Source organism: Bacillus cereus group sp. N11, assembly GCF_016483605.1.
In the GTDB taxonomy this organism is placed as follows: Bacteria; Bacillota; Bacilli; order Bacillales; family Bacillaceae_G; genus Bacillus_A; species Bacillus_A toyonensis.
Window position 1 is genome coordinate 245,192 of record NZ_JAEHBN010000007.1, and the last position, 19,651, is coordinate 264,842.

Here is a 19,651-nt window from a genome sequence, read left to right on the forward strand (position 1 = left end):
TACAAATGGGGTGAAGCTATGTCTGTAGTAGGAGAAGAAAGAAAGCGGACTATTCTTGAAAAAGTAGAGTTTAAAGGAAAAGTAAAGGTTTCAGAATTAGCGAGAGAATTCGCTGTATCAACAGAAACAATTCGTCGATATTTAGAAGAGTTAGATCGTGAAAAAAAGTTGAAGAAAGTGTATGGTGGAGCTGTTCAACTTCCAGGTGCCGGGATAGAGGCGCCGATGTTAGAAAGAGAAATGCTACATATAGAAGAGAAGAAAAGAATTGGTTATAAAGCAGCAACATTTGTAGAAGATGGTGATGTCATTGCAATTGATGACGGAAGTACACCACTTCAGATGGTTCCATATCTTGTTCATCGAAAAAATTTAACGATTGTTACGAGTTCTTTTCCAGTAGCGACACAATTAATCTCTTCTATTAATAAAAAGATGTTTCACGGTGAAGTTTTATTTATTGGTGGAAAAGTATCCCCAAAGCATTCGCGTGTATCAGGATCTATTTCTCAGCAAGTGATTCATCAATTTCATTTTCATAAAGCGTTTGTTTCGATTGATGGGTTATTACCTAGTTTTGGCGTTTCCAGTTTTGAATTAGAAAAAGCAAAACTGTCGGAAGCGATGATGAAATTAGCTGAGAAAACATATATTTTATGCGACCATACAAAAGTAGGCGTAAAAGGGAATTATAGAATAGCAGGATTTTCTCGTATTCAACATGTTATTTGTGATAAGAAAATGCCATATAGTTTTGAAGAAGAAGTTAAGAAGCATAATATTCAATGGACAGTGTGTTAAATAAAGTGAAAGCAGTAATGAAATAAAAGGTTTGCATTCATGCAAAAAGTGGACACATTTTCTCATTTCCTTCATATAATTTACCAATATAAAAAAAGTTGGCTGAAGGAAAGAAGGGAGAATATGTCAGAACGCATATATAATAAACTTGTATTGTATGCAAATATTTTACAAAAAATTGGTTTTATTAATGAGAAAGAAAAAAGTGAAATTCTTCATACGATAGGTAAAAAATCCCTTTGAATAAAGGGATTTTTATTGTGTATCGCTAGACACATATTTTACATGTAATATTGCAGTTATCAATATAAGGGAATTTTATTTTGAAAAAATTATATTAAGGCGCTAGTAATAGTAACATTAGGCGACAAAGAAACAGAGAAAGCAGATGATAACTCTAATTCATGCCATACGGAAACAAAGAATCAAGTGGATAGCCAAAATATGATAACAGATAAATAATTAAGAGAATTTGTTAATAAAAAAGTATGTAATAGAAAAGATTTAACTACACCAATTACGAAAGAAGAGTTATTGCAAGTAAAGGACTTATTTTTAAATACGAATGAGATTATTGATTATCGTACATTGAAATATATGCCGCATTTTAAATTTTTAACAGTTGCGAATGCGAAGATAAAAGATCTGTCATTCTTTACGAACTTAAAGCAAATGAGAAAAATACGTTATTCTTTCATTAGAAGAATAACGTATTTTTTATTGTAAAATGAAGTAGGACATGGACGGCGGGATTGGTATGTGAGTAGCCTATTTTTACGATGAGCGTTGAAATCATATTGACAAAAAAGCATTCTCATGTGATAATTCAATTAAATTTTTAGAATAATCAAAAAAATACTCCTTTTACATAGAAAGGATTCGAACATTATATAAATATTACGACGGGGGTGACGAAATGTTATTTTTTCTGAAGAAATGGAATGAATTAAAAGATGTGAAATCTGAATTGGCACTTCGTGATTGGTTTTATGGTACAAAAATTAGTTTATCGTTATGTACGTCAAAAGAGCCATTAACATTTTTAGTGAATGTTGAGGGAAGAGATAAAGGATTGTTTTCAGAAGAGGATTTTATTGTTGTCAATTGCATGTGTGAGCCAGTGTTTGAAAACGAGGAAAAACCAGCGGTAGAGTCATTTATGCATGCGGATATTTATAAAAAAAGCAGTGCGGAATGTATTTTACAAGTACAGACTGTAGATAGCCATTTAATATCAGAGTTATACGGAGAAGAAAGAGAAGTAACATTCGATAAACGTAGCGTGGAACGTGTTTTTGGAAAAGAAGGTATAACAGAAATGACAATTCCAATTGTAGAAGATGAAAAGAAATTTGCTGATTTGTTAGAAAGTAATGTTCCGAATTTTATTGAAGGTGGAGGAGTAGTTCTCGTTCATAATTACGGCATGATTGTGTGGGGGAAAACGCCAGAAGAAGCGAAAAAATGGCTAGAGGGTATAGAATATTTAATGAACTATCATGTAAAGTTGTTAATGATAAAAGGTGCGAAGAGCTCTGTTATATAAAAATGTTTGCGATGTTGTTACAATTCCATAAATAAATGAAAGCGTTTTAAAAATAATTTTACTCATAAAATATAGGTCTCCTTATTATATATAGATTACATGTTGACATGTAAGGAGGAACATATTTTGCGAGTTAAATATCATTTTCTGCCAAAACAGCAGGTGACTTATTGCAAGATAAATGATACTGGTGAAAAAGCATTACAAATTATGAATGAAACGGGATTTCGAGCAATCCCTGTATTAGCAGAAGATGAGAAGCTATTCATGGGGATTATTTATAAAGTAGATTTATTAGAAAAGAAGTGTAATAGCGGATTAGAGCATGTAAGTGCAGGAGATATGTTAGAAAATTCCTCTGCATTTATTTTTGAAAAGGATTCTTTCTTCAGAGCTTTTTATGTGATTCGTCGTCTCCCATTTTTAGCGGTGCTAAATGATTATAATGAATTTGTTGGTATCTTAACACATTCCAATGTATTTGATGTTATTGAAGACTCATTCGGTATGCGGACGGGTGGTTATATATTAACAATTGCAACACAAGATTGTAAGGGAACGATTAAAGAGCTTGGGACATTGTTAAAAGCATATAATATCGGTGGGTTGTTTACGCTAGATAACGGTGATCAATATATTCGCCGTATTATCGTAAATATATCAGATGAGTTAGATGAAAAAAGATTAAAGAAATTAATCGAAAAAATAGAAAAAAAAGGATTCAGAGTGAGTCATGTAGATTATATTTAAGTGAAAAGGAAAGGTACCAATCTGCTATATGTAGAGTGGTACCTTTTTTTCGTGTAAGTGATGAATTGTCTCCCACTATTTTTGGGAGCACCGCCGCCCGTAAACGCCCGATTGGTGAGGGCTAATAATTAGTGGTGAATGCCCCACTAATTAAAGTTTCACTTTATTTTGAAACAGCAGGTGGAGATAATGCTAAATCAGACAAAAAAATAAAGTCTGCATGCTCGCGAATTTTGGGAATAGAGGTCTCTATAACACGTGATGTAATTTCACCTGGAGGCCCAACGTGTCCGATAGCTACCATAATTGGTTTTTCTTGAATTTTTTTGATAAGTAATTGAGCTTGTTTTGAAATATGTCCTGCTGTATAAACATCATCAAAAAATAGTTGGTTTTCAATAATAGGCACCCCTAATTCTTTTCCGATTTGTGGGACGACACTATTAGGGTTTGTTTTGCTATCTAAATAAAATAAACCGTGTTTTTTACAAGCTGTAAGTATAAGACGTACAATTCTTTCGTCAGCTGTTACTTTTGATCCCATATGATTGTTCATTCCAATTGCATGCGGTACTTCTTTAATCGCCTGTTCGAGTCGGTTGTTTATTTCTTCATCGCTTAAATTAGTTGTAAGTGCTTTTGGTCCAAGCCATTCTTTTTTACCTTTAATAGGTTCCATTGGCATATGTATAATAACTTCATGGCCTTTTTTATGGGCTGCTATTGCATCTTCTTTTGTAGAAGGAAGGAAAGGCATAACAGCAACAGTCAGTGGAATGGGAAGTGATAACATTTTATCAGTTCCCTTCATATTATTTCCGAAGTCGTCAATGACAATAGCTACTTTATTTGTATGGGCATTGGCTTGAATCGGAAACAAGAAGGATGGTAAGAACATAGTAAAAATAAGTAATGCAATCGTATATTTGCGCATATAAATATTTCCTTTCTATTTTATCCCGCTATTTGCGGGCAGTAAGGTTCCCACCTCAAAATTCGGCTGGAGCAAAGAAGTTAGGGGGAGATCCACTGCTCGTAAACGCACGATTGGTGAGTGCTAATAATCAGTGGGGGATGAACACCCCTCACTGATTAAAGTTTCACTTTATCAATCATCATTATGTTTTGCGTTTTTATATAAATTAAACAAAAAATGTCGAAGAAAAGTATATGTTAAATAGAGAAACCGCTATTTAATTGGTATTTGTAAAAAAAGAAGATGAAAAAAATGTCTATTATTGCGAATGTATTTACAAAGATAGAATAATTTGTAATAATTCTCAAAGTGAGGGTAAAGATTTGTAAATTACAGGGAGAAAATGTTTAATTTTCTGATTCTTCAAATTTGAATATGATTAAGCAGGTAAAAGGTCAATAGTGAAGTTGAGAGCATGGAAGAATAATAAGGGGGATATGGATGTTTACTGTAAAAAGGAAGTACACATTAGAAAAGCTTTCACGTGATATTCATATGAAGCGTGAAGAAATGATTCAACTAGGATTAACAAGCGGGTTAACTAGTAGGGAAACAATTCAAGTTAGTCAAGAATTGGACAAGCTTATTTTACAATACCAGCGCTATAAAGAAAAACAAACACCAAAATGGTTTTCCATTATAAAGGTACCTATTTTCCAAATCGGATATGAAGGAAAATCGAATAATTTTTGGCGAATGCTTGTGGCGGGTTTTATGAAATAAGTATAATTACCCTTTTGTGATAAGGATAATTATACTTTATGTAACGGTATTTCGATATGAACTGTCGTTCCTTCGTTTTCTTTACTGTCAATAAAAATATGCCCATCGTACATCTCTACAATTCGTTTACATATGACAAGTCCAAGACCTGTTCCAGTATCTTTATTAGTAAAGAACGGATGAAAGAGGTGTTTTTGAATATGTTTTGGAATACCTTTTCCAGTATCAATAATTTGCAATTGTGCGTGTGTTTCATTGTCTGTTACGACAATGGTTAGTGTGTCACTAGAAGTCATGGCTTCAATTGCATTTTTTGTAATGTTTAAAACCACTTGTTTCATATGGTCTTTTGAGCAACGGATATGAACAGGATGGTCTGGCAAATGTAGATGGAATACAATGTTATGTAGATTCGCCTCAGATTGAATAATCAATGCTACCTCATTTAGAATAGTTCTCACATCATATGTTTGTTCAATGATAGCAGTTGGCTTTCCAAGAATAAGGAATTCACTTACAATTTCATTAATTCTCTCTATTTCTTGTTCGATGATGGAAAAGTAAAACTGATCCTGTTCATCTTTATATTTTTCTTTTAATAGCGCAACGAGTCCTTTAATTCCCGTAAGAGGATTGCGGATTTCGTGGGCTGTACTCGCTGCAAAAGTTCCAACCAATTCAATTTTTTGCAGTTCATTTTGTTGTCTTTCCAGTTTTGTTTGCCGTTTTAATAACATATATTGAGCGAGTAAAAATAAGATAGATATTAAAAATAAAGTAGCTATACATTCTATTGCAACCCATTGGTATAAAGTTTGCTTGTGGATAGGTAATGGAGAAACAGAGACCTTCCAATTTAACCTTTGGAGTGGGGTAGTGAGCATATTAGAATGCGCATCGCTTGTTTCATTATTGTCATCAGTTAGAAAAACTACATCATGTTTATCAGTTACTTCGAAATGGTATTGTGGTTTAATAGCATTTAAAGAAGATGAAATGTAGTCAAAGCGTAAACTTGCTAACAATAAGCCTGAGAGTTCCTTCTGTTTGTTAAATATTGGGGAAGCGATTATAATAGCTTGATGTCCAAGGACGCGATCTGTAATGACGGATGATACAGTTGTTTTCTTAGTTTGTAATGCGTCTTGAATATACTTGCGGTCTGAGACGTCTACAGGTCTTGATTCGCTTTCTGATGCGATGGTAATGATTCCTTCTGGTGTAACGTAATATAGACCAGAAAAGCGCGCATCGTTTCCATCTGTATCATGCACAATTTGTTTAATACCATTTATGTTACCAGTCTCAGTACCTACGACTTTTGCAAGCATTTCTAAGGCAGAAATTGCTTCACCAAGGTGATGATCTAAATAGTCTCTATATAAAAAGAGAACCGTATGAGCAGATGTTTTGTTTTCCTGCTTCATTTTATACGTATGATAGGAATAAAATGTAGCACCAATCACTATCGTTGGTAGGATAACAAGCAATATATATAAAACTATGCTTTGGAATTTGACTTTCAAATGTGGTACTCCTTCTTTTTTTATTATCATTATATATAAACTATGTTAAAATTGTCATGTTTTTATTCAAGAATCATTCGTAATATATTAGGGGAGAGGAAATGGATGAGTGAATGCTCATTCGGAACTCACATGAAGTATTAAGCTGTATTTTCTTTTTATTGCTGAGAATTTAAGTGAAGGGTTGAAAGTTGTATGACATCAAATAATGAACGAGAAGATATTTCTCAATCTTTAAAAGTATTTATTGCATTATCTCGTGTACACCGTTCTGTTATGGATACTACAAATAAATCTATACAAAGTAACGGGTTAAATCCAACTGAATTTGCTGTATTAGAGCTGCTATATCATAAAGGTGGTCAACCACTTCAGCAAATTGGTGAGCGCATTTTAATAGCTAGTGGCAGCATTACATATGTTGTAGATAAGCTGGAAAAAAAGGGATTAGTAAAGAGAATCCCATGTCCGAATGACAGACGTGTTATTTATGCGCAATTAACGGAGTCTGGGGAGAGTTTTATTGCTTCTATTTTTCCGGGGCATGAGCAAGTTATACATCAGTCTTTTGAAATGTTAACGAAGGATGAAAAGGATGAATTACTTGATTTGTTGAAAAAAATTGGAAAGTATGAAAAGTGATACTATGTTCCAAAGGAGCTTTGGATAAAAAATCCAAGGCTTTTTTGCATATAAGTAAGTAAGATGGCAGCTGCCGAATTTTGTTGAAAACTAAGAGGGGATTTGGGAAGAAGTATTGAATTATAGTAAAGGTATACATAATGGAGAGGAGGCTCGTTCATGTCATTTAAAGACTATGAATATAAACGGCCAAATATTGAAGAATTAAAAGAGAAATTTACTGTTGCTTTAGAGAAATTTGATAATACAAAAACTGTAGAAGAACAAAAACAAGTTATCAATTCAATTAATGAAATTCGCAATGATTTTGGTACAATGGGGAATCTTTGTTACATTCGTCATTCTGTTGATACGACAGATGCTTTTTATAAGGAGGAGCAAGATTTCTTTGATGAATACTCTCCAGTTGTACAAGGATATGGAACAAAATATTATAAGGCGTTAATTAGTTCTCCATTTCGTGAAGAATTAGAAGCCTATTACGGAAAGCAATTATTCGCTCTAGCAGAATGTGATTTAAAAACATATTCAGATGAAATCGTAAAAGATTTACAATTAGAGAATAAATTGTCTTCACAATATACACAGTTGTTAGCATCTGCAAAAATTGACTTTGCAGGAGAAGAAAGAACATTATCGCAACTGATTCCATTTATGCAAGGAAAAGAAAGAAGTGAACGTAAATCAGCAAGTGAAGCATACTACGGATTTTTAGCTGGAAATGAGGAAGAACTAGATCGTATTTATGATGAGCTTGTTAAAGTAAGAACGAAAATTGCGAAATCTTTAGGTTTCAAAAACTTTGTTGAACTAGGATATGCAAGAATGTATCGTACAGATTACAATGCGGAGATGGTTGCGAATTATCGTCAGCAAGTACTTGATTATATCGTTCCAGTTACAACGGAATTAAGAAAGAGACAAAAAGCACGTATCGGTGTAGAAAAGCTAGCATATTACGATGAAAACTTTGAATTTGCTACAGGTAATCCAACTCCAAAAGGAGATGCAGATTGGATTATTAATCATGGGAAAACGATGTATAAAGAGTTATCAGCTGAAACAGATGAATTTTTCAATTTCATGTTAGATAATGATTTATTAGACTTAGTTGCGAAAAAAGGAAAAGCTGGTGGCGGATATTGTACATATATCGAAAATTATAAAGCGCCATTTATTTTCTCAAACTTCAATGGAACATCTGGTGACATTGATGTATTAACACATGAAGCTGGTCATGCTTTCCAAGTATATGAAAGTCGTAAATTTGAAATTCCAGAATATAATTGGCCAACATATGAAGCGTGTGAGATTCATTCTATGAGTATGGAATTCTTTACATGGCCATGGATGAAACTATTCTTTGAAGAAGATGCAGATAAATATTATTTCTCACACTTAAGTTCAGCACTTCTGTTTTTACCATATGGTGTATCTGTCGACGAATACCAACATTATGTATATGAAAATCCAGAAGCATCACCAGCAGAGCGTAAGACAGCATGGCGTAACATAGAGAAGAAATATTTACCGCATCGTGATTATGAAGATAATGATTATTTAGAGCGCGGTGGCTTCTGGCAACGTCAGGGACATATTTATAGCTCGCCGTTCTACTATATTGACTACACGTTAGCTCAAATTTGTGCACTGCAATTTTGGAAGCGTGCAAGAGATAATAGACAAGAGGCATGGGAAGATTATGTGAACCTTTGCCAACAAGGTGGAAGTAAATCATTCTTGGAATTAGTAGAAGTGGCAAATTTAACATCACCATTTGCTGAAGGTTGTGTGAAAAGTGTCATTACAGAAATTGAAGCATGGCTACATGCGATTGACGACACAAAATTGTAAAAAACATGCGCTTTTTTTCACATGTTTAACATCGACATAATGGGGAAATGATGAGATAATAAAAGAAAATTCAGAATACTAAAGAGGTGTTTCTAAGAAGGAGCACCTCTTTTCACCAACAAAAAGGGGGGAAAGAAGTATGCTTCAATCTAATATGGATGTGAGTTTAGAAAGTTTGGTGAACTCATTGCAGTCTACCCGAAGCACGCTATTATCAGAAATTGAAATGTTAAATGATACAGAAGTGAATGTAAAGCCACGCCGTGATAAATGGAGTATTATTCAAATTTTACATCACTTACATTTAGTTGAACAATCTGTCACATCTGCCCTTGTATATGCTCTACACAAAAATGAAAGAAATGCGACTCCATTTAAAGACCTCCAACTTACGCTTGATCGCACACATAAAAGAGAAGCTCCTCAGCAAATGCAACCAACAGAAACTTTAATGAAAAAACAGCAAGGAATTCAATTGCTAGAACATTCACGACAAGAACTATTACATGCGCTTCATAGTATCATAGATGAAAAAGAATTAGTTGAAAATGGATTAAAGCATCCTGTTTTTAATGATTTGAATTTGTATCAGTGGGTTCAATTTCTTGATTTACATGAACAAAGACATCTTACACAGTTAAAAGAGGCGAAATACGCAATTTTGCAGCGATAAAGTGGAAGAAGTGGGAAACCACTTCTTTTTTGATACATGCATAGTTTTCTTTCTTACTTTGGAATACTACATGGAGAAAGAAAAGAAGGAGTTGAAAAGTATGTCCAAGAAAAAGAGAGAAGAAGAGCGTGCTTGGAAAGCACGTAAAGAGAATCAAAAACCACATGGAAAAGTGAAAGCTTTTGCTGAATTAGTTGAAGGAACAGAAAAAACGTGATGATTATTTCATCACGTTTTTTGTATGAGTGGAAAGGTTAATAAGAAGGTTGTACCGATTCCTTTTTCACTTATAATATCAATTTTTCCATTCATAGCTTGAACAACACTGAATACAACCATCATTCCAAGACCAGTCCCTTTTTCTTTCGTTGAATAGAAAGGAGAACCGAGGCGCTTCACCTGCTCTTGATCCATGCCAACTCCTGTATCTTTTATATATAGCTGGATATGCTTATGATCAGGAACTAATGTGAAATAAAGATCGCCACCTTTTGGCATAGCTTCAATGCAGTTTTTTAAAATATTTAATAAGCATTGGTTTAGTTTTTGCTTCTCTCCAGCGATAAAGAAAGAAGTACTTTGCTTTATGTAATGAGTACGGACATTTGTTAAATTGGCAAGTGGTGTAATTAAAGATAGTGCATGCAGTAATTCTTCCTCGAGTTGTAGTGTTTGTTCTTTTTCAATACTCGGTTTTGCAAAGGTTAAATAGTCTGTGAGAACATGATTTGCTTGCTCGATACCATTAATGGCTATATCGATATATAATTTCCGTTCTTGCTCGGTACATGTATCAGACTGCAATAGTTGTAAAAATCCTTTCGTTGAAGTTAAAGGATTGCGAATTTCGTGCGAGATGGAAGCTGCCATTTCACCAATTAAATGAAATTTCTCAGCGTTCATAAGCTCATTTTGGAGACGAACCTGAGTTTGTAATATGTGTAGTAAATATAAAATAAGGATCGTACCAAGCATCGTACATAACTCATACACAATAATATGGGGTATATAATCTACCTTATTTGTAACTTCTGAAAGGAAGAAGGGTATCCAGCTAAATCCATATGTGAGACTGTAAATAATAGCAAGTGCTATTTTTATACGATTAGAAGTTCGATTGAAAAATTTGTACGTTAATAGTAGAACAATAAATAGAACAATAGAAGCGATAAGGGATGGGAAAACACCTATTCCTCCTAATAAGAAGCGATATATGTTTAATACAGCTAAAATAGAACCACCAGCAATAGGTCCTCCTGTCAATGTACCGACAATTAATACGATATGACGCATATCAAATTGAAAACCATTATTTGTTTTTGCTGCAAAAGTGATACATAGTATTGTAGCGAGGCAACACAGCACAATAAATATAGCTGAATTTAATTTAGGAGACCGTTTCCCTTTTTGATTCCAAAATAAGTGATAAATAAGCATTGTAACGAGAATAGATAAAATATTTAAAAAGAGGTAAATAATAAAGTGTTTCAGTGGGATGCCTCCTCTCTCCGAATAGTAAACTAATCATACTATAAAATGAAAGAAATGGAATATAAAATAGCGGAAAAATCAGAAATTTTTTCTGGTAGTATACAATATGTTACAATATGTTTTGTCAATGAAAGAAGAAATTCCATGCATCGCATGGGAGAGGTTCGCGAACTCCCTCTATAAAAAACTATGGAAACAACAATATCCTTAGGTATTGTTTTGTTTTTTTATTGTGACAGTTCAAGAACGTTCTTTCTTCTTATTCGTAGTAGAGAAGGAGAATGAGTGAAATGAAAAAAGAAAAAGCAGTTGTTGTTTTTAGTGGTGGACAAGATAGTACAACATGTTTATTTTGGGCAATAGAGCAGTTTGCAGAAGTAGAAGCTGTAACGTTTAATTACAATCAACGTCATAAATTAGAAATTGATTGTGCAGTGGAAATTGCGAAAGAGCTAGGAATTAAACATACGGTACTAGATATGAGTCTATTAAATCAACTTGCTCCAAATGCGTTAACGAGAACGGATATGGAGATTACACATGAAGAAGGTGAATTGCCATCGACATTTGTAGATGGACGAAATTTACTATTCTTATCATTTGCTGCTGTATTAGCAAAACAAGTTGAGGCACGTCATATTGTAACGGGTGTATGTGAAACTGATTTTAGTGGTTACCCAGATTGCCGTGACGTGTTTGTGAAATCGTTAAACGTTACATTAAATTTATCTATGGATTATCCATTTGTCATTCATACACCACTTATGTGGATTGATAAAGCAGACACGTGGAAATTATCTGATGAACTTGGCGCATTCGAGTTTGTTAGAGAAAAAACATTAACATGTTATAACGGAATCATTGGTGATGGTTGCGGTGAATGTCCAGCATGTCAACTTCGTAAAGCAGGATTAGATACGTACTTACAAGAACGCGAAGGAGCGAACAACTAATGGATAATTTCTTTGGATTTCGCATCGTAGAAAATTTGCAAAAAATGGACAAGGATATTCAACGTAAACAACTCAAATATCATAATAAAAGAGTAATGGTCAGCAAGGAATTTACATTTGATGCAGCACACCATTTACACTGTTATGAAGGGAAATGTAAAAACTTACATGGTCACACATATAAAGTTGTATTTGGGATTAGTGGATATGTAAATGAAATAGGACTTGCAATTGACTTTGGAGATATAAAAGAAATTTGGAAAAACGAAATTGAAATATATTTAGATCATCGTTATTTAAACGAAACATTACCAGCGATGAATACGACTGCTGAGAATATGGTCGTTTGGATTTATGAAAAGATGGCAGAAGCATTAACGAAAGATAATCGTGTGAATGAATATAAAGGAGCTCGTGTTGAATTTGTTCGCCTATTTGAGACGCCAACTAGTTATGCGGAAGTAAGACGGGAGTGGATGCTCGATGAGTAAAATCCCTGTCTTAGAAATATTCGGTCCGACTATTCAAGGAGAAGGCATGGTTGTCGGGCAAAAGACTATGTTTATTCGAACTGCTGGCTGTGACTATAGCTGTTCTTGGTGTGATTCTGCTTTTACATGGGATGGATCGGCAAAAGATCAAATTAGACAAATGCCAGCGGAAGACATTTGGAATGAGCTTGTTGAAATTGGAGGAGAAAATTTCTCTCATGTTACGATTTCGGGTGGGAATCCTGTTTTATTGAAAAATATTGAGTCGCTTCTTTCTATATTAAAAGAGAATGGGATGCGAACGGCGATAGAAACACAAGGGAGTAAATGGCAAGATTGGTTACTTCAAATTGATGAGATAACCATTTCGCCAAAACCACCAAGTTCGGGAATGAAAACAGATTATCAAAAGTTAGATGCTGTAATTCAGAAACTAGCAGGAAAAGATATTAGTTTAAAAGTAGTAGTATTCGATGATCGCGACTTTGAATATGCAGTTAAGATGCACGAACGTTATCCATCTGTACCATTTTTCTTACAAGTAGGGAACGATGATACGAAAACAGTGGATGATGCAATGCTTATTAAAAAATTATTAGATAAGTATGAGTGGCTTATTGAAAAAGCTGTTAATTGTAAAAAAATGAATGATGCGAAAGTATTGCCGCAGCTTCATGCGTTAGTATGGGGAAATAAACGAGGCGTATAAAGAGAAGGGATGTTTAAAATGGCAGGAAGATTAGATGAAGATTTAAAAGATGTAACATTATTAGGAAATCAAAATACAAAATATTTATTTGAATATAGCCCAGAAATTTTAGAGGTATTTGATAATAACCATTCAAACCGTGATTACTTTGTAAAATTCAATTGTCCTGAATTTACAAGCTTATGTCCGAAAACAGGACAACCAGACTTTGCAACAATTTATATTAGCTACATTCCTGAACAAAGAATGGTAGAGAGTAAATCTTTAAAGTTATATTTATTTAGCTTCCGCAATCACGGTGACTTCCACGAAGATTGTATGAATGTAATTATGAATGATTTAATTAAATTAATGGATCCGCGTTACATTGAAGTATGGGGCAAATTCACACCACGTGGTGGTATTTCAATTGATCCATATTGCAACTACGGTCGACCAGGAACGAAGTATGAACAAATGGCAGATTACCGTATGATGAACCACGATCTATATCCGGAAACGATTGATAATCGTTAATAGAAAGAAAAGTCCTGTATAGTATACAGGACTTTTCTTTCTATTATATTATGCATTTTGATTAATGACAGTATAGTTTTTATGACTTACAACTGTAAGAGGTTCCATATCTAGTTCTCTAAAATTCTCCATAATTGTTATATCAACAATAACAGAGTTTTGATTTACCTTTTGAACACGGCCTTGCATTCCACCTTTAAATTCGATGATATCTCCAGTTTCTGCGATCTGCATAAGCAACTCTCCTTGTTACAGTTTTTCCAAAAAAGAATAATTTGGGATTTTTTATTTTCCTTTATTTTGAACTATGTTTCCTGTTTTGTAAATGTTTTCAAAGGAAAAAGTCGAAAAATATTCATATTTTGTAAGATAATATCCATATTTCATATGATGCTGGAGAAAAAGTGTTTATATCTTTATAATGAAAATGGATGTCGGTCTGTTTAATATGGGGAAATAGGAGCGGTAAAATAATGTTTGAAATTATGGGGATCTTTATAGCTTTGTTCTTATATTTATTTTCTTATACACAGTTGAAGAAAATTCGTCAACATGAAACGAATACATATTTTGATGGAATAGATGCTTCAGTTACTCATAGTAGTGGCGGAGATATGTAACAATATGTAACTTTTATTTTCAGCATGTTATGATGAATGTAAGAAATAGTACATAATATAGTTCGTAAGTGATGAATGGAGAGTGAAAAGAATGTGGATATCTTTTATTCGTCATGGTCGCTTGAATAGTACTATAGAACCGATGACAATTACTTCATTTCATGAATGGCTGAAGAGATATGATGTAGATAGTATGAGTAGGGAATGTAACATACCGATTGAAACAATTGAGGCAGTAGAATCGGCAAATTTAATTGTATCGAGTGATCAAAGACGTGCTGTACAGTCAGCAGCGGAATTAATGAATTCTTTGTCCTTTGTGCAAAATTCTCTTTTTAGGGAAGTAGAAGTACCGTCGAGTTTTTTTGCACCAGAATGGTTTAAATGTAAGCCGGGGACTTGGTTTTTTATTGGACGTGTTTTATGGATGGTTGGGTATCATAAAGATGTTGAGTCGTATAAGGAAGCAAGGGGAAGGGCAAAAGAAGCTGCTAACATGTTACATCATTATGCAATGGTGCACGGGAAAATCGCGATAGTAGGACATAGCTATTTTAATGCCATGATTGGTGCGGAACTGAGGGCGATGGGATGGTCTGGACCTCCTATTTTTCATCGGAAGCCGTGGGGATATACAAAGTATACGTTCCATGAGGCGATGAGTGGAAGTGTATTAAATACAAAATTAACTTAAAAGCACACGATTTTATATAAAATCGTGTGCTTTTTTTTTAAGATATAGAAACCAATGTACGTAATGGTTTTATTAGATGAGCATAAGGTTCGCCAACGAGCATTACGGTTTTATCTTTGTTGTAACCTAGTTTTTCATACAGTGAAAAAGCACGCTTGTTTTCTAAATTAACAAGTAAGGCAATTTTTTCATAACCTGTTTCAGCTGCATGAAGTTCAGCTGCATCGATTAACTTAGAGCCAATGCCACGTCCGCCGTACATATTTGAAACTGACAACGTGTCAATATAATACTCATCAAGTTCAGCTTCTTTTTCTAACGTAATGGATTCATCTTCATGTAGTTCTCTTAAGTGGCGTATGATTGGTGCATCAAGTTGTTCAACGTCACTACCGTGATAAGCGACAATAACCCCAACTACCTTTCCATCTTGTTCCGCCACTAAACAGTTTTCATAGCTCAATCGATTATTTTCTTTTACGAACCATTTTTCAAGTCCTAGTAATACATTTGCTTCAACTGTGCTACCAGTGATTTTTTCAGCAATTTCATGCAGAGCATTATACAATAAAGGAGATATTGCCTTTGCATCTGTCTTTGTTGCTTTCCGAATCATAGTATCCCTCCTAGTTCTATTTATATATTGTAACATAGTGGTATGGAACTTTGTATGATTGAATGCCAAAATGTTTGATATAGAGAAGTAGCTATGTTAGTATATGATATTTAGTGGACATATAATAAAGCAATACTGCTTGTAAAATAATGAAAATGAAATGAAGGCATAGCAACAGGAAAAATTTACAGTTGTTGACCGATAAAAGATACGATAAAATAAAATATTGCATAGAGGTGAAATACATGGATGAACAATTAGCAAATACAATTTTGGATCAGCTGAAAAATGGTGAGATAAAGGAGTATGTTGTAACGAAAGATGTATTTTATACGTTTAGGAAAGTTGTAGTAAGTCGAGAAGATTTTAAACATATTATTGGGAACGCACAACGCGGCGGACAGGTAATTTATACATATTCAAAAACGCCACGTTCATAAATAGAAGATAAAGGGGAGGAGAATTATGGGCGATTTTAAACAAGGCATTTTACCGCATTGGGATTATATGTGGAAAGATAGAGCCGGAAATAGATGTATGGGAATGGTTATGTATCCAGAGAAACGAAAATGTTCAACAAAAATGCTTCAGAAAATAAAAAGGGCGCATGAGCAAGCGGCAGAAATTAAAGTAACTGTACAAGTTCAACAGACATATGAGTACGTAGAAGGAATGATCGTATACTTTGATGAAGAAGCTCCTGTATGTACAATGCTTGATAAAGATGAGAATCCGCATCACATATTTGTAAAAGATATTTTGCGTATTGAGCACTCTGAATAAACTTTTCATACATAAATTGAAACGCCATAATAATAATCTTTTTCTATAATAGTTATCTTTTATTATGTAACGAGCAACGAAAGTATATGTATAATATTTAATAAAGTAAAATTGATAAATGTAATCGTTTGTTAGAACAGATTATCGTTTCATGTCTGTTCTTTTTTGCGTGATGCTGGAGAAATATATTCCTCCAGCATTTGCCGTTTTATGACAAAATATATTGTTAACTTTTTTTAAAATGAGGTTAAATTCGTTGACAACTTTTTTGAAAAGCACTTTATTGACATGAGTTTTAGAATGTTGTTTCATAGTCATTGTATTGAAAAAAATCGGCGGTCTTGTCGAAAAGTAAAAGTTAAAAAAAGAAAGAATTTATACATATATCTTGTGTCTTGTTTTGAAACGTAATACAATATATAGAGAAATCAAGAAACGACATACAAAGAGTATAGATTGGAGAGGGAGGGTCGGAAATGTTAGTTGCATATGATTCTATGACAGGAAACGTGAAGCGTTTCATTCACAAATTAAATATGCCGGCCGTTCAAATTGGTGAAGATCTAGTAATAGATGAAGACTTTATTCTTATTACGTATACAACAGGTTTTGGCAATGTACCAGAACGTGTTTTAGAATTTTTAGAGCGCAATAATGACAAATTAAAAGGCGTATCTGCAAGCGGCAATCGTAACTGGGGAGACATGTTCGGTGCAAGTGCTGACAAAATTTCTGCTAAATATGAAGTGCCTATTGTATCAAAATTTGAGTTATCAGGAACAAATAACGATGTAGAATATTTTAAGGAAAGGGTGCGGGAGATTGCGACACATTGAACTGAATAATGAAATCACGCAAATGCAGGACGGTTTTTATCAGCTTCATAAAGATAAAGAGGCATTAGAAGTCTTTATGGAAGAAGCTAGAGAGAATACCGTTCCTTTTAATAGCGTGGCAGAGCGAATGGAGTATATGAAAGAACATGATTACTATTACAACGTTCTGGACGAGTATAGCTTGGAGGAAGCAGAAGAAGTATATAACATCGCTTATGGTGAAAACTTCGAATTCCAATCTTATATGGCAGCATCTAAGTTCTACAAAGATTATGCGTTAAAAACGAATGATCAAAAACAATACTTAGAAAGCTATGAAGATCGTGTAGCAATTGTGTCATTATACTTAGGACGCGGTGATGTTGCGAAGGCAAAACAATTCGCAAGCATGATTGTAAAACAAAACTACCAACCAGCGACACCAACCTTTTTAAATGCGGGAAGAAGCAGAAGAGGAGAAATGGTGTCTTGTTTCTTGTTAGAGATGGACGATAGCTTAAATTCAATCGGCTTTAACATTAATACTGCAATGCAATTATCAAAAATTGGCGGGGGAGTAGCTTTAAACTTATCTAAGCTACGTGCACGTGGTGAGCAAATTAAAGGTATTGATAACGCTGCAAGTGGTGTAGTACCTGTTATGAAATTGCTTGAAGATTCGTTTTCATATGCGAATCAACTTGGCCAACGAAAAGGTGCTGGTGCAGTATACTTAAACATCTTCCATTGGGATATTATCGAATTCCTTGATACAAAGAAAATAAATGCCGACGAGAAGAGCCGTATTCAGTCTCTATCAATCGGAATTATCGTTCCAAGTAAGTTCTTTGAGCTTGCTGAGAAAAACGAACCTTTCCATGTTTTCGCGCCTTATACGGTGTTTAAAGAATATGGCAAGCATTTAGATGATATTGACATTGATGAAATGTACGATGAATTAATGAGCAATCCGAAAGTGAAGAAGAAGCCGCTAGATATTAGTGCACGTGATATGCTTATTAAAATCGCAATGATTCAGCTTGAGTCTGGTTATCCATACTTAATGTTTAAATCAAATGCAAATAATCAGCATCCACTGAAGGATATTGGAACTGTGAAGATGTCGAACTTGTGTTAAATATGTAGCACCTTCTAGTAGAAATGCTAGTCGAAAACTCCGTTAAACGGGGAAAGCCTCAAGTTTGAGGTAACCTACCGTGCTAAATCTTATCTTAGAATGAAAATAGAAAAGTTCAGAATGTATCTTATTATTTTGTATAGCAGAGTGATTGGACAACATAAAGTAATAAGAGACTTTCTGAAAGATTAAGATAAGTAAAAGCCTAACGACTATCCCTTATGGGAGTAGAGCGCAAGTGATTGGCGTTCGAAAAGCGGAGCACCTAATCAGGTAATGCTGTAGGTGATGATATAGTCTGTCCTGTATGGTGACATACAGCAGTTGCATGAGCAACGGACTGAGGAGTAGCGAACTCGGTTGAACATTCGAGACAGAAATCTTCCAGCTACAAGAAACTTCTGAAATAAATGATTACGGTACAGATGACATTATCCGCCGCGATATTAACTGTAACTTAGGATCACTAAATATCGTAAATGTAATGGAAAATAAAGAAATTCGTGAAGCAGTTCATGCAGGAATGGAAGCTTTAACAGCTGTTTCTGATATGACAATCATTCCGAATGCACCAACTGTGAAAAAAGCAAATGATGAGCTTCATTCAGTTGGACTTGGAGCAATGAACTTACATGGATATTTAGCAAAAAATAAAATCGGTTATGAAAGTGCAGAAGCGAAAGAGTTCGCTCGTACATTCTTTATGATGTTAAATTACTACTCTATTGAGAAAAGTATGGAAATCGCTAAAGAAAAAGGCGAAACATTTAAAGACTTCGATAAGTCTGATTATGCGAACGGCACATACTTTGAGAAGTATGAAACGACAGATTACAGCCCAGTAACTGAAAAAGTTCAGCAACTATTTGAAGGAATTCATATTCCAACAAAAGAAGATTGGACAAGTTTAAAAGAGCAAGTGCAGAAGAATGGATTATATAATTCATACCGTCTTGCTATCGCTCCAACACAATCTATCAGTTACGTTCAAAATGCAACTTCAAGCGTAATGCCGATCGTAAGTCAAATCGAATCAAGAACGTATGCGAATGCGACAACATATTATCCAATGCCGTATTTATCAAAAGATACGTTCTGGTACTATAAATCTTCTTACGATATGAATCAGTTTAAATTAATTGATTTAATTGCAGAAATTCAAGAGCATATTGACCAAGGAATTAGTACAATTCTTTACGTTAATAGTGATATTTCAACACGTGAGTTAGCACGTTACTACATCTATGCACATAAAAAAGGCTTAAAGAGTCTGTATTATACGAGAACACGTAAATTAAGCGTGGAAGAGTGCGTAGCTTGTACCGTTTAATATA

General features: G+C 34.2%; 23 protein-coding genes, 2 pseudogenes and 1 riboswitch. Of the genes and pseudogenes, 20 read left to right on the forward strand and 5 right to left on the reverse strand.

The genetic code is table 11. The annotated features are described in order from the left end of the window. The first annotated feature begins 18 nt into the window (after nt 1–18). From JDS98_RS14050 to cbpA, 4 genes and pseudogenes are all read left to right on the forward strand, one after another. Nucleotides 19–801, forward strand: coding sequence for a DeoR/GlpR family DNA-binding transcription regulator (locus JDS98_RS14050; RefSeq protein WP_000117656.1), 783 nt, complete (start codon nt 19–21; stop codon nt 799–801). A 357-nt stretch (nt 802–1,158) separates the two neighbouring features. Then, nucleotides 1,159–1,485, forward strand: a pseudogene (locus JDS98_RS30260) (NEAT domain-containing leucine-rich repeat protein); the annotation flags it as partial. A gap of 232 nt (nt 1,486–1,717) precedes the next feature. Beyond that, nucleotides 1,718–2,347, forward strand: coding sequence for a class II aldolase/adducin family protein (locus tag JDS98_RS14060; protein WP_000896003.1), 630 nt, complete (start codon nt 1,718–1,720; stop codon nt 2,345–2,347). A 126-nt stretch (nt 2,348–2,473) separates the two neighbouring features. After that, complete coding sequence (gene cbpA / locus JDS98_RS14065; protein WP_001264225.1) at nt 2,474–3,097, forward strand: cyclic di-AMP binding protein CbpA; 624 nt, start codon at nt 2,474–2,476, stop codon at nt 3,095–3,097. 163 nt (nt 3,098–3,260) lie between these two features. Here the strand turns inward: cbpA and JDS98_RS14070 are convergent, their stop codons facing one another. After that, a complete protein-coding gene (locus tag JDS98_RS14070) occupies nt 3,261–4,031 on the reverse strand; it encodes a divergent polysaccharide deacetylase family protein (protein WP_001234114.1) in 771 nt (256 codons plus the stop codon). A gap of 483 nt (nt 4,032–4,514) precedes the next feature. Here JDS98_RS14070 and JDS98_RS14075 point away from each other — a divergent pair, with 483 nt between their 5' ends. Beyond that, nucleotides 4,515–4,796, forward strand: coding sequence for an aspartyl-phosphate phosphatase Spo0E family protein (locus JDS98_RS14075; protein ID WP_000495542.1), 282 nt, complete (start codon nt 4,515–4,517; stop codon nt 4,794–4,796). A 29-nt stretch (nt 4,797–4,825) separates the two neighbouring features. On the opposite strand, the gene JDS98_RS14080 is transcribed toward JDS98_RS14075, so the two are convergent. After that, entirely contained in the window at nt 4,826–6,322 is a 1,497-nt protein-coding gene (locus tag JDS98_RS14080; RefSeq protein WP_098911361.1) for a DUF3149 domain-containing protein, read from the reverse strand. Nucleotides 6,323–6,517: 195 nt separating this feature from the next. Between JDS98_RS14080 and JDS98_RS14085 the strand changes: the two genes are divergently transcribed. The 4 genes from JDS98_RS14085 (at nt 6,518) to JDS98_RS30265 (ending at nt 9,708) form a co-directional block, all read left to right on the forward strand. Beyond that, on the forward strand, nt 6,518–6,964 hold the full coding sequence (locus JDS98_RS14085; RefSeq protein WP_000203343.1) for a MarR family winged helix-turn-helix transcriptional regulator: 447 nt from the start codon (nt 6,518–6,520) through the stop codon (nt 6,962–6,964). A 159-nt stretch (nt 6,965–7,123) separates the two neighbouring features. After that, complete coding sequence (locus tag JDS98_RS14090; protein ID WP_000008590.1) at nt 7,124–8,818, forward strand: M3 family oligoendopeptidase; 1,695 nt, start codon at nt 7,124–7,126, stop codon at nt 8,816–8,818. 139 nt (nt 8,819–8,957) lie between these two features. Then, the gene (locus JDS98_RS14095; RefSeq protein ID WP_000941967.1) at nt 8,958–9,491 is read left to right on the forward strand and encodes a DinB family protein; all 534 of its coding nucleotides are present in this window, start codon (nt 8,958–8,960) and stop codon (nt 9,489–9,491) included. A gap of 100 nt (nt 9,492–9,591) precedes the next feature. Continuing rightward, nucleotides 9,592–9,708, forward strand: coding sequence for a DUF6254 family protein (locus JDS98_RS30265; protein WP_000038354.1), 117 nt, complete (start codon nt 9,592–9,594; stop codon nt 9,706–9,708). Between the two features lie 11 nt (nt 9,709–9,719). Here the strand turns inward: JDS98_RS30265 and kinB are convergent, their stop codons facing one another. Further along, on the reverse strand, nt 9,720–10,928 hold the full coding sequence (gene kinB / locus JDS98_RS14100) for a sporulation sensor histidine kinase KinB (RefSeq protein ID WP_002038243.1): 1,209 nt from the start codon (nt 10,926–10,928) through the stop codon (nt 9,720–9,722). A gap of 207 nt (nt 10,929–11,135) precedes the next feature. Further along, a riboswitch (PreQ1 riboswitch) is annotated at nt 11,136–11,179 on the forward strand. 93 nt (nt 11,180–11,272) lie between these two features. On the opposite strand from kinB, the gene queC reads away from it, so the two are divergent. Genes queC through queF form a run of 4 tightly spaced genes read left to right on the forward strand, consistent with a single transcriptional unit; the run spans nt 11,273 to nt 13,651 of the window. Then, nucleotides 11,273–11,935 carry a 7-cyano-7-deazaguanine synthase QueC gene (gene queC, locus JDS98_RS14105; RefSeq protein WP_000711602.1) on the forward strand — a complete coding sequence of 221 codons (663 nt, stop codon included), beginning with the start codon at nt 11,273–11,275 and terminating at the stop codon, nt 11,933–11,935. Beyond that, the gene (gene queD / locus JDS98_RS14110; RefSeq protein ID WP_000368413.1) at nt 11,935–12,426 is read left to right on the forward strand and encodes a 6-carboxytetrahydropterin synthase QueD; all 492 of its coding nucleotides are present in this window, start codon (nt 11,935–11,937) and stop codon (nt 12,424–12,426) included. Before queC ends, queD begins: the two co-directional genes overlap by 1 nt. Next, nucleotides 12,419–13,135 (forward strand): 7-carboxy-7-deazaguanine synthase QueE, encoded by a 717-nt coding sequence (queE, locus tag JDS98_RS14115; protein WP_000036310.1) that lies wholly within the window; start codon nt 12,419–12,421, stop codon nt 13,133–13,135. The genes queD and queE overlap by 8 nt, the downstream gene beginning before the upstream one ends. A gap of 18 nt (nt 13,136–13,153) precedes the next feature. Continuing rightward, on the forward strand, nt 13,154–13,651 hold the full coding sequence (queF, locus tag JDS98_RS14120) for a preQ(1) synthase (RefSeq protein ID WP_199631458.1): 498 nt from the start codon (nt 13,154–13,156) through the stop codon (nt 13,649–13,651). Between the two features lie 48 nt (nt 13,652–13,699). On the opposite strand, the gene JDS98_RS14125 is transcribed toward queF, so the two are convergent. Continuing rightward, a complete protein-coding gene (locus JDS98_RS14125; protein ID WP_001165081.1) occupies nt 13,700–13,885 on the reverse strand; it encodes a YkvS family protein in 186 nt (61 codons plus the stop codon). A gap of 239 nt (nt 13,886–14,124) precedes the next feature. On the opposite strand from JDS98_RS14125, the gene JDS98_RS14130 reads away from it, so the two are divergent. Together JDS98_RS14130 and JDS98_RS14135 are read left to right on the forward strand one after the other, a co-directional pair. Beyond that, nucleotides 14,125–14,271, forward strand: a complete 147-nt coding sequence (locus tag JDS98_RS14130) for a hypothetical protein (protein WP_000461687.1) — start codon at nt 14,125–14,127, stop codon at nt 14,269–14,271. 91 nt (nt 14,272–14,362) lie between these two features. Further along, nucleotides 14,363–14,965: a histidine phosphatase family protein gene (locus JDS98_RS14135; protein ID WP_199633990.1), complete on the forward strand. Its 603-nt coding sequence runs from the start codon at nt 14,363–14,365 to the stop codon at nt 14,963–14,965. A gap of 37 nt (nt 14,966–15,002) precedes the next feature. On the opposite strand, the gene JDS98_RS14140 is transcribed toward JDS98_RS14135, so the two are convergent. Next, the gene (locus JDS98_RS14140; RefSeq protein WP_000619578.1) at nt 15,003–15,581 is read right to left on the reverse strand and encodes a GNAT family N-acetyltransferase; all 579 of its coding nucleotides are present in this window, start codon (nt 15,579–15,581) and stop codon (nt 15,003–15,005) included. Nucleotides 15,582–15,826: 245 nt separating this feature from the next. On the opposite strand from JDS98_RS14140, the gene JDS98_RS14145 reads away from it, so the two are divergent. The 5 genes and pseudogenes from JDS98_RS14145 to JDS98_RS14165 all read left to right on the forward strand — a co-directional run bounded on the left by JDS98_RS14145 (nt 15,827) and on the right by JDS98_RS14165 (nt 19,647). Further along, complete coding sequence (locus JDS98_RS14145) at nt 15,827–16,021, forward strand: hypothetical protein (protein ID WP_000344286.1); 195 nt, start codon at nt 15,827–15,829, stop codon at nt 16,019–16,021. 25 nt (nt 16,022–16,046) lie between these two features. Further along, entirely contained in the window at nt 16,047–16,364 is a 318-nt protein-coding gene (locus JDS98_RS14150; protein ID WP_000502191.1) for a hypothetical protein, read from the forward strand. 476 nt (nt 16,365–16,840) lie between these two features. Continuing rightward, nucleotides 16,841–17,200 (forward strand): class Ib ribonucleoside-diphosphate reductase assembly flavoprotein NrdI, encoded by a 360-nt coding sequence (gene nrdI, locus JDS98_RS14155; protein WP_000959449.1) that lies wholly within the window; start codon nt 16,841–16,843, stop codon nt 17,198–17,200. Next, a pseudogene (locus JDS98_RS14160) lies at nt 17,187–18,314 on the forward strand (ribonucleotide reductase N-terminal alpha domain-containing protein); the annotation flags it as partial. The gene nrdI and the pseudogene JDS98_RS14160, both read left to right, overlap by 14 nt. Nucleotides 18,315–18,696: 382 nt before the next feature. After that, entirely contained in the window at nt 18,697–19,647 is a 951-nt protein-coding gene (locus JDS98_RS14165; RefSeq protein ID WP_073990709.1) for a ribonucleotide reductase large subunit, read from the forward strand. Nucleotides 19,648–19,651: the final 4 nt, after the last annotated feature.

Coding starts and splice junctions, on each gene's coding strand:
- JDS98_RS14140 (WP_000619578.1), bottom strand. CDS start 15,581: ATGATTCGGAAAGCAACAAAGACAGATGCAAAGGCAATATCTCCTTTA.
- queD (WP_000368413.1), top strand. CDS start 11,935: ATGGATAATTTCTTTGGATTTCGCATCGTAGAAAATTTGCAAAAAATG.
- JDS98_RS14145 (WP_000344286.1), top strand. CDS start 15,827: ATGGATGAACAATTAGCAAATACAATTTTGGATCAGCTGAAAAATGGT.
- JDS98_RS14130 (WP_000461687.1), top strand. CDS start 14,125: ATGTTTGAAATTATGGGGATCTTTATAGCTTTGTTCTTATATTTATTT.
- JDS98_RS14085 (WP_000203343.1), top strand. CDS start 6,518: ATGACATCAAATAATGAACGAGAAGATATTTCTCAATCTTTAAAAGTA.
- JDS98_RS14150 (WP_000502191.1), top strand. CDS start 16,047: ATGGGCGATTTTAAACAAGGCATTTTACCGCATTGGGATTATATGTGG.
- queC (WP_000711602.1), top strand. CDS start 11,273: ATGAAAAAAGAAAAAGCAGTTGTTGTTTTTAGTGGTGGACAAGATAGT.
- JDS98_RS14135 (WP_199633990.1), top strand. CDS start 14,363: ATGTGGATATCTTTTATTCGTCATGGTCGCTTGAATAGTACTATAGAA.
- JDS98_RS30265 (WP_000038354.1), top strand. CDS start 9,592: ATGTCCAAGAAAAAGAGAGAAGAAGAGCGTGCTTGGAAAGCACGTAAA.
- JDS98_RS14095 (WP_000941967.1), top strand. CDS start 8,958: ATGCTTCAATCTAATATGGATGTGAGTTTAGAAAGTTTGGTGAACTCA.
- queE (WP_000036310.1), top strand. CDS start 12,419: ATGAGTAAAATCCCTGTCTTAGAAATATTCGGTCCGACTATTCAAGGA.
- JDS98_RS14050 (WP_000117656.1), top strand. CDS start 19: ATGTCTGTAGTAGGAGAAGAAAGAAAGCGGACTATTCTTGAAAAAGTA.
- kinB (WP_002038243.1), bottom strand. CDS start 10,928: ATGCTTATTTATCACTTATTTTGGAATCAAAAAGGGAAACGGTCTCCT.
- JDS98_RS14090 (WP_000008590.1), top strand. CDS start 7,124: ATGTCATTTAAAGACTATGAATATAAACGGCCAAATATTGAAGAATTA.
- nrdI (WP_000959449.1), top strand. CDS start 16,841: ATGTTAGTTGCATATGATTCTATGACAGGAAACGTGAAGCGTTTCATT.
- JDS98_RS14075 (WP_000495542.1), top strand. CDS start 4,515: ATGTTTACTGTAAAAAGGAAGTACACATTAGAAAAGCTTTCACGTGAT.
- JDS98_RS14125 (WP_001165081.1), bottom strand. CDS start 13,885: ATGCAGATCGCAGAAACTGGAGATATCATCGAATTTAAAGGTGGAATG.
- JDS98_RS14060 (WP_000896003.1), top strand. CDS start 1,718: ATGTTATTTTTTCTGAAGAAATGGAATGAATTAAAAGATGTGAAATCT.
- queF (WP_199631458.1), top strand. CDS start 13,154: ATGGCAGGAAGATTAGATGAAGATTTAAAAGATGTAACATTATTAGGA.
- JDS98_RS14070 (WP_001234114.1), bottom strand. CDS start 4,031: ATGCGCAAATATACGATTGCATTACTTATTTTTACTATGTTCTTACCA.